8 protein-coding genes are annotated in these 7919 nt (G+C 70.6%); 3 read left to right on the top strand and 5 right to left on the bottom strand.

Translation table 11 applies throughout. The annotated features are described in order from the left end of the window. The first annotated feature begins 21 nt into the window (after window positions 1-21). Window positions 22-1050 (top strand): 5-methyltetrahydropteroyltriglutamate--homocysteine methyltransferase, encoded by a 1029-nt coding sequence (locus tag AB0J24_RS25035; protein WP_358685562.1) that lies wholly within the window; start codon window positions 22-24, stop codon window positions 1048-1050. Between the two features lie 12 nt (window positions 1051-1062). Here AB0J24_RS25035 and AB0J24_RS25040 read toward each other — a convergent pair whose 3' ends face one another. Both AB0J24_RS25040 and AB0J24_RS25045 read right to left on the bottom strand, forming a co-directional pair. Continuing rightward, the gene (locus AB0J24_RS25040; protein ID WP_358685564.1) at window positions 1063-1287 is read right to left on the bottom strand and encodes a DUF2795 domain-containing protein; all 225 of its coding nucleotides are present in this window, start codon (window positions 1285-1287) and stop codon (window positions 1063-1065) included. Between the two features lie 42 nt (window positions 1288-1329). After that, window positions 1330-1677 carry a hypothetical protein gene (locus tag AB0J24_RS25045; RefSeq protein WP_358685566.1) on the bottom strand — a complete coding sequence of 116 codons (348 nt, stop codon included), beginning with the start codon at window positions 1675-1677 and terminating at the stop codon, window positions 1330-1332. 165 nt (window positions 1678-1842) lie between these two features. On the opposite strand from AB0J24_RS25045, the gene AB0J24_RS25050 reads away from it, so the two are divergent. After that, the gene (locus tag AB0J24_RS25050) at window positions 1843-2379 is read left to right on the top strand and encodes a metal-dependent hydrolase (RefSeq protein ID WP_358685569.1); all 537 of its coding nucleotides are present in this window, start codon (window positions 1843-1845) and stop codon (window positions 2377-2379) included. Window positions 2380-2385: 6 nt separating this feature from the next. On the opposite strand, the gene AB0J24_RS25055 is transcribed toward AB0J24_RS25050, so the two are convergent. The 3 genes from AB0J24_RS25055 to AB0J24_RS25065 form a co-directional block, all read right to left on the bottom strand. Further along, on the bottom strand, window positions 2386-2583 hold the full coding sequence (locus tag AB0J24_RS25055) for a DUF4177 domain-containing protein (protein ID WP_358685572.1): 198 nt from the start codon (window positions 2581-2583) through the stop codon (window positions 2386-2388). Between the two features lie 90 nt (window positions 2584-2673). After that, entirely contained in the window at window positions 2674-4569 is a 1896-nt protein-coding gene (locus AB0J24_RS25060) for a DUF2075 domain-containing protein (protein WP_358685574.1), read from the bottom strand. 132 nt (window positions 4570-4701) lie between these two features. After that, complete coding sequence (locus AB0J24_RS25065) at window positions 4702-5568, bottom strand: LLM class flavin-dependent oxidoreductase (RefSeq protein WP_358685577.1); 867 nt, start codon at window positions 5566-5568, stop codon at window positions 4702-4704. Window positions 5569-5825: 257 nt separating this feature from the next. On the opposite strand from AB0J24_RS25065, the gene AB0J24_RS25070 reads away from it, so the two are divergent. Beyond that, window positions 5826-7580 (top strand): BCCT family transporter, encoded by a 1755-nt coding sequence (locus AB0J24_RS25070; RefSeq protein ID WP_358685580.1) that lies wholly within the window; start codon window positions 5826-5828, stop codon window positions 7578-7580. Window positions 7581-7919 lie beyond the last annotated feature (339 nt).

Consider the following 7919-nt stretch of genomic DNA (forward strand, 5'->3'; position numbering starts at 1 on the left):
CCACGATGCGAAGGAGTGCCTGTGCCGCTGCCCGTGCTGCCCACGTCGCTGGTCGGGAGCTACGCCCAGCCGGAATGGCTGATCGACCGGGCCCGGCTGGCCGACCGGTTCCCGCCGCGGGTGCGGGCCAAGGAGCTCTGGCGCCCCGCGCCCGAGCACCTGGCCGAGGCGCAGGACGACGCGACCCGGCTGGCGATCCGCGCTCAGGAGGTCGCCGGGCTCGACATCGTCACCGACGGGGAGATCCGGCGGGAGAGCTACTCCAACCACTTCGCGACGGCACTGGAGGGGGTGGACGTGGACAACCCGGGCACGGCGCTGGACCGCAGCGGGCACCCGAACCCGGTGCCGCGGATCACCGGGCCGATCCGGCGCCCGGCGCCGGTGCAGGTGGCGGACGCCCGGTTCCTGCGGGCGCACACCGACCGCACGGTGAAGATCACCGTGCCGGGCCCGTTCACGATGAGCCAGCAGGCGCAGAACGACTACTACCCCGACGCCGAGGCCGCCGCGATGGACTACGCGGCCGCGGTGAACGCCGAGATCAAGGATCTCCACGCGGCGGGCGCCGACGTCGTGCAGATCGACGAGCCGTACATGCAGGCGCGCCCGGACGCCGCGCGGGCGTACGGACTGGCGGCGTTGAACGCGGCCCTGGACGGCGTGTCGGGGACGACGGCGGTGCACATCTGCTTCGGGTACGCGGCGATCATCCACGAGCGGCCGGAGGGGTACTCCTTCCTGCCGGAGCTGGCCGACTGCCCGGTGGACCAGGTGTCGATCGAGACCGCGCAGTCCGGGCTGGACCTGGGGGTGCTGGCCGACCTGCCCGGCAAGACGATCATCCTGGGGGTGATCGACCTGTCCGATCCACAGGTGGAGACCGCCGACGTCGTCGCGGCCCGGGTGCGGCGCGCGTTCGGGCACGTCACCCCGGACCGGATCGTGCCCTCGACCGACTGCGGGATGAAGTACCTCCCGCGGGCGACGGCGGAGGGCAAGATGCGGGCGCTCGCGCAGGGCGCCGCGCAGGTGCGCGCGGAACTCTGAACCGGCGGCCGCTCAGCGGGCGGAACCGCCCGGCAGATCGCCCTCGGGTTCCTGCGGCACGGCACGCACCACCTGCTCACCGTTGTCGTAGGTGCCCTCCGGGAGCGCCCGCATCGCCTCCAGGGTCTTCTCGTCGGCGCCGCGGTCCCGGGCGTAGTCGAGCACCTGCTGGCGGGTGCGGGGGAAGTCGGCGCCCTGCAGGGCCTTGTCGACGCGTAGATCGTCGCGGTAGGTCATGGACACTCCTCGGGTCGGCGCGCACGGTGGCGCGACGGTCGTTCAGCGGATCGGACGGTTCGGCGTCTGCTCGGCGACGCCGTGCCGCAGCGGCTGGTTGTTCTGCTGCTGCCCGGCGTCCCCGGTGCCCTGGGCGGGGGAGCCACGGTCCGGTGCGGAGCCGACCTCGGGTTGCGCGCCCGCCGGATCACCGCCGGTGGGCTCCGCGGCACCCGAGCGCAGGTCGTCGAGCCGCTTCTCCAGCATCATGACGACCTGGATCCGGTCGGCGTGCTCGCGTTCGTGGGTGAGCAGGGTGGCGACGCCGTCGGCGTCGAGCGTGCGGATCCGGTTCGCCAGGCCGCTCTCCGGAAGCTGGTCGTAACCGGGGATCGGGAGCTCGTCGGTCATGCCCCGCGGGTACCTCGCCGTCGGCGAGATCAATCCTGCTGTCGCTCGTGCGTGTCGAGGACCGGGGGCGGGCCCGGGCGCTCGATAGGATCGGAGCCGGCCCGGTCGTCCCCGGGACCGTTGATCGACGACCCCCGGGGAGCGCGACGCCGTGATGACCAGGTGATGGGCCGAACCCACGCGCTGTCCGGTGCGGTGCTCGGACTCGCCGTCTGCGCCGCGGTGCCGCCGCCACCGATGCTCGCCCCGGTCGTCGTGCTGGTGTGCGCGCTCGCGGCGTTCGCACCCGACCTCGATCACCCGAACAGCACCGCGACGCGGGCGCTCCCCCCGGTGACCTGGTTGCTCTGCCGGCTCATCCGGTGGCTGTCCCGGCTGCTCACCGGCGTCTCGCACCGCGGGTTCTCGCACTCGCCGGTGTTCGCCGCCGGGATCGGCCTGCTCGCCTGGTGGGCGACCGGCCACCTGCTGCCCGGCGACACCGCCGTGTGGACCGGGATCGCGGCGGGCGCCGGGTGCTGGATCGGGGCGATCGGCGACGAGCTGACCTCGGCGGGCAACCGGTTCGCGTTCTGGCCGGTGGCCCGGATCCGCTGGCCGGACGTGTTGCGGTTCCGCACCGGCGGGCGCGGCGAGCAGGTCGTGGTCGCGCTGCTCGCCCTGGCCGGGGTGGGGCTGGTGACCGGATCGTGGGCGTGGTGAGGGCCCTCAGCGCTGCCGCTCGAAGGTGACCAGGACGCCGTCGACACCGCCCGGGCCGATCCGGCCCTTCACCTCGACCGAGGTGATCGCCTTGAGCCGCCAGCCCTCGGCCGCGTTGTCGTTGAGGATCCGCTCCAGCTTGTCGCCGGACATCTTGCCGCCGATGAGGCCCTCACGGAGCTCGACCACCTTGTACTCGTACATGTGCGGGGAACGAGCACGGAGCAGGCACGGTTCCCGGCAGGCGGTGCGGCTGTCGCACCGGTGCGACGGACCGGACGGGCGGTCCGCGGGTCAGCGGCAGAGGTCCTCGAGGAACGCCTGGGTCTCGGGATCGGTGGAGTAGACACCGGTGCCCTGCATGCCCCGCGTCAACAGCACCTTGTAGGTGTTGCGTACCAGCGCGGGGAACTCGTCACCGGCCTTCTTCACCGGTCCGTCGAACGAGCGTGACCGGTCGGCCACCCACCTGTCGTCCCGCCGCACCAGGTCCGGCCCCATGATCACGCCCGACCAGTCGTACTCGAAGCCCTGCGCGGTGTAGATGCATCCGACCTGCGCGAACCCGCGCGGGTCGCTCGCCCAGTAGTGCGAGGGCGGTGCACCCGGGACCGCCTTGTCGGGTTTCGCGTTCCACGGCCGGGACCAGTTGCCGATGACGATGTCGTCGACGAGTCGGCGTGCGCCGCCGTCGTCGGTCACCGGGTCACTCCAACGCCAGCAGTATCCTGCGGCCAGCCGGGCGGTCGCCGACGTCCCGTGTGTCTCCGCCAGCAGCCAACCTTCCAGTGCGCTGGGCGAGGGCAGGGCCGCGACGCGATAGGTCTCCTCCGGTGTCGAGCCGGTGAGTTCCGACCAGCGGATCGACGGTCGCGGATCGAGCCCCAGGAGCCGCAGTACCCACTGCTCGTAGAACTCGGACCCGCCGCACCGGTACTGACCGGCGAGCCGGACGACCTCGACCTTGCACCCGGCCCGCTCCGCAGCGGCGCGGATCTCGGCCTCGGTGCCCATCTCGCCGGGACGGACCACCTGGTGCTCGTCGAGCAGGAAGACCGGGACCCGGGCCACAGCGATCAGCTCGTCGACCTGGGGGCGGGCACGCGCACGCTTGTCTGCCCTGGTGAAACGGTTGACGCTGGTCTCCCGGATCCGGTGTGCCTCGTCGCAGATCACGACGTCAAGGGTGTTGGGCTCGACCCCGACGAAGCTGTTGAAGTACTGGAATAGCTTCTGTGACCTCTGGGACCGGGATCCGACGACGATCTTGCGCAGGGTCTGGGTGAAAGCGCTGGAGCCGGTGGCGTGCATGACTTCGCGACCCTTCCGGGACAGATCGCCGAGGAGGCTGAGCGCCAGCACGCTCTTGCCGGAGCCAGGACCGCCGAGCACGATGACCACCGTCTTCGTGTTGCTTCGGTGTGCTCGTTGCACCGCGTGTTCGACCAGCGTGTAGGCGACCTGCTGTTCGTCGACGAGCACGAACTGCTCCCGCTCGCGGACCTCGTCCGCGGCAACCGCCAGCAGCGGTTTCGACGGTCGCGGAGCGGCCTCGAGCAGCTGGTCGGCCGCGAGCCGGGCCGCGTCGGCGGACGCCGGGTCGGGATCGAGCAACCGTCGGAGCTCCCGGACCAGCCCACCGCGCTGGTCACCCCGGAACAGTCGGCCGTGGGCGTCGACCTCGAACGTGTCCAGTTGCCATCCGGCGGCCGATGCGTTGTGCAGGTACGCGATTCCGTGGACGTCGCTGTGCTCGGGTGACAGCACGGGGACGAAGTCCACGAGGTAGTCACAGTACGTCCGTACCTGGACGACCGGGTGTAGCACCGGCCGACCGTACTGCGGGACGTCGACGAGTCCGTCCTCCCGCTGGACCGCGTTCGTCCACTGCTTGAGCTCGACCACCACGTAGCTCGGTCGGCCGGTGCGCGGGCTGACACCACAGAGGACGGCGTCCACCCGCTTCGGGGAGAAGGGCAGCTTGTGTTCGAGCAAGACCTCGACGTGGCCCAACCCCGCTTCGTGCACGTCGGCGAGCAACGCCGGCAGGCTCTCCCGCCACGAGCGGATCTCCCCTGCCCCGACGGAGCTGTCGAACACGATCCGTGCCTGCCGCACGAGCAGATCGTCCAGCTCGTGCGCGTCAGCTTTGGCACGCAGGTCGGCTGCACTGTGGCGCACCAGGGCCACGGGTAGACCTCCACAGGACACGCGTCATCGGCGCGCGGGTGTGGAGGCAGCGACGGATGGATCCGGTGCCTGGCGTTCCGCTCCGGGCCACCGTACGTCGCCGCTGGGCAGCAGGAGCGCGGTGGGTCGCGGCTACCGGTGGGAGCGGAGGACCGGCCGTGGCCGTAGCAGCGGCAGGTCGTCGTCGTCCGGCTCGGGCGCCTGCGGCAGCGGCGCCGCATACGCAGGCCCGGCGACCCCGAGGAAGGGCCGGACGAACCGGGCGAAGCGTTCCATCGTCTCCCGGTGCACCTCGGTGGACACCGACGACGGCTGGGCCTGCACGATGATCTCCCCGGCCCACGGAACGGCGGGGTCGGCCAGCAGGTCGTCGATGATCCGGCCCGGGGAGTGCCCGGCGGGCAGGGGCCGTGACAGTGCCACCCGCGCGAGCCCGCGCGCGTAGGTCCAGTACCGGGCGAGGTCGGCGACGACCCCCGATCCGGGTCCGGCCGGGCGACCGGAGATCACCCCGAGGCCCCGGTCGGCCGCCGCATCGACCGACGACGCCGTCGCCCACCACATCCGCTGCTCGGCGAGTTCACCGGGAAGCAGTTCCAGCAGGATGTCGAGCGCGGCGACCGTCGCGGTGTGCCGGTCGTCGAACCGTCTGCCGAACCGGCGGGACGCGTCCGGGTCGGCTCCTGCCCCGATCCCGAACTCCAGGCGCCCACCGGCCAACGCGTCGAGCACCGACGCGTCCTCGGCGAGCCGGCGGGGGTCCTCCAGCGGCAGCACGACGGCCGCCGTCCCCAACCGGATCAGGCGGGTCCGTTCCGCGACGGCGGCGAGCAGTACCAGCGGCGAGGGCAGCCGCCCGCCCAGATGACCGTCGTGGTGCTGGGCGACCCAGAAGGAGTCGTATCCGAGCTCCTCGGCGTGCACCGCCAGATCCACCGTCTCGCGGTACGCGCGCGCCGGATTCGTTCCTGTGACGTGGGTGAGATAGCCGAGCCGCATCGGACGAGGGTAGGAGGCGTGCTCGGGCGTCGGACGGGTGATCCCCGGTGCGGACCGTTGCGGACCTGAGATGGTCGCAGGTCACGCCTTCCGCGAGGGTGGTCAGGGCCCGCTCCGGCCCCACACGTAGGTGGACACCGGGTCTCATATCGGACATTCTTGCGCGACTACAACGGTGCCGAACCGCCATCACTCCCCGAGGAACTCGGCCGACCACGTCAGGCGGTGCCGGCATCGGCCCGGGGGAGGAGCTCGACGTGCACGACCTGGCGCGCAGGCTCGGCCTGCGCACGAACCCGCTGATCTTCTTCTGGTCGGCCGGTTCGATGCTGTTCATCCTCGCGGTACTGCTGATGTTCCCGGCGCCGATCGGCGCCGCGTTCACAGCGGGACGCGAGTGGATCACGTTCAACCTCGGCTGGTTCTTCGTGATCGGGGTGACGGCGTGGCTGGTCTTCCTGATCTGGGCGGCGTTCTCCCGGTACGGCAATCTGAAGCTCGGTGCCGAGGGCGACAAGCCCGAGTTCACGAACCTTTCCTGGTTCGCCATGCTGTTCGCCGGCGGCATCGGCACGGTTCTGATGTTCTGGGGTGTCGCCGAGCCGATCTCGCACTTCACGAGTCCACCGTTCGAGGGCGTGGAACCCTACAGCGGGCAGGCGGCGCAGGACGCGATGGCGTTCTCCATGTACCACCTCAGCCTGCACACCTGGGCGATCTTCACGCTCCCCGGTCTTGCGTTCGGTTTCTTCATCTACCGGTACAAGCTGCCGATGCGGGTCTCGTCGGTGTTCTACCCATTGCTCGGTGAGAAGATCCACGGCCCGGTCGGCCGGGCGATCGACATCTTCGCCGTGCTCGGCACGCTGTTCGGGCTCGCGGTCTCGGTCGGACTCGGGACCTCGCAGATCAGCGCGGGGATCAGCGCCATGACTGGTCTGGCCGACTCGACGGAGCTGCGCGTCGGCGTCGTACTGATCATCGCGGTGGTCGCCACGTGGTCCGTCGCATCAGGACTGGACCGCGGCATCAAGCGGCTCTCGAACATCAACATCCTGGCTGCGGTCGGCTTGATGCTGTTCGTGCTCTTCACCGGCGAGACCGTCTTCCTGCTCCGGCAGATGATCGAGTCGGTCGGCATCTACGCCACCCAGATCATCCCGCTCTCGTTCTGGAACGACGCGCTCTCCACCTACACCGAGGCCGACGGCTGGGGCTGGCAAGCCAGCTGGACCGTCTTCTACTGGGCGTGGACGGTGACCTGGGCGCCCTACATGGGTGTGTTCCTGGCCCGGATCTCACGCGGCCGGACCGTCCGCGAGTTCGTGGTCGGCGTCCTCGTCGCGCCCGCCGCGTTCACCGTCGTCTGGTTCGTGATCTTCGGCTGGTCCGCGATGGCCGCCGACGGCATCGGTGGTGAGGGCGGCCCGATCTCGGCGGCGGTCGCCGAGAGCGTTCCGCTGGCGATGTTCGCGTTCTTCGAGCAGTTCCCGCTGTCCACGGTGGTGTCCGGGATCGCGATCGTCATCGTGATGCTGTTCCTGATCACGTCGGCCGACTCGGCGTCACTGGTCGTGGACATGCTCTGCACCGGCAAGGGTGAGATGAGCCCGTTGCGTCAGCGCGTGTTCTGGGCGCTGTCGCTCGGCGGGCTCGCCGCGGCCCTGCTGCTGCTCGGCGGGGACACGGCGATCGAGGCGTTGCAGGAGGTCATCACCGTCATCGGCCTGCCGATCTTCATCCTGGTCTGCGGGATGCTGATCGCACTGCTCGTCGGGTTCCGCCGGGAGGTGCCGCCGACGACGGTGGTGGTCTCCGGGCACCTGCGGGAGCAGCCGACCGGGGTCGACACGCCGTCCCGGGACGTCGTCACCGGGCAGGCCACGGACGACACGGCAGACCCCGCGGGTGCGCGGGAAGATTCGTCGGTGGCTCAGGTGGGGCCGCACGGTGACTCGTCCGAGCTGCGGACGGACGCGCGTGGATCGGGGAAGCCGCCGGCCGCGGACTGAGCGAGTTGCCGGAGGAGGGGAGACCCTCCTCCGGTAACCTCCGGCGCATCGCGGCGGTAGCTCAGTCGGTCAGAGCAGCGGACTCAGAATCCACCGGCACGATAACCGGCAGAACGTCCGAAATAGTACGCTGACCAGCGACGACAGATGCCGCTCGTGATCACGCTTTCAAGATCATGGGACACCCGGCGCCACATGGGACGAGCCGCATCCCACGACATGGCAGGATCACACCCCGCCGGGGCACGGACAGGTCGTGGCTGCCCAGGCCGATCCCGACGTCGGTGATGGTGTCGGTTCCATCGTCGAGGCGGTGGTAGTCCCACAGGGTGTGTACGG

The sequence above is a fragment of the Pseudonocardia sp. NPDC049635 genome, from assembly GCF_040659795.1.
Classification (GTDB): Bacteria; Actinomycetota; Actinomycetes; order Mycobacteriales; family Pseudonocardiaceae; genus Pseudonocardia.

What these genes read in the sequence shown, in the direction of transcription:
- AB0J24_RS25040 (WP_358685564.1), bottom strand. Translation starts at nt 1,287, where the DNA reads ATGACCTACCGCGACGATCTACGCGTCGACAAGGCCCTGCAGGGCGCC.
- AB0J24_RS25045 (WP_358685566.1), bottom strand. Translation starts at nt 1,677, where the DNA reads ATGACCGACGAGCTCCCGATCCCCGGTTACGACCAGCTTCCGGAGAGC.
- AB0J24_RS25050 (WP_358685569.1), top strand. Translation starts at nt 1,843, where the DNA reads ATGGGCCGAACCCACGCGCTGTCCGGTGCGGTGCTCGGACTCGCCGTC.
- AB0J24_RS25055 (WP_358685572.1), bottom strand. Translation starts at nt 2,583, where the DNA reads ATGTACGAGTACAAGGTGGTCGAGCTCCGTGAGGGCCTCATCGGCGGC.
- AB0J24_RS25065 (WP_358685577.1), bottom strand. Translation starts at nt 5,568, where the DNA reads ATGCGGCTCGGCTATCTCACCCACGTCACAGGAACGAATCCGGCGCGC.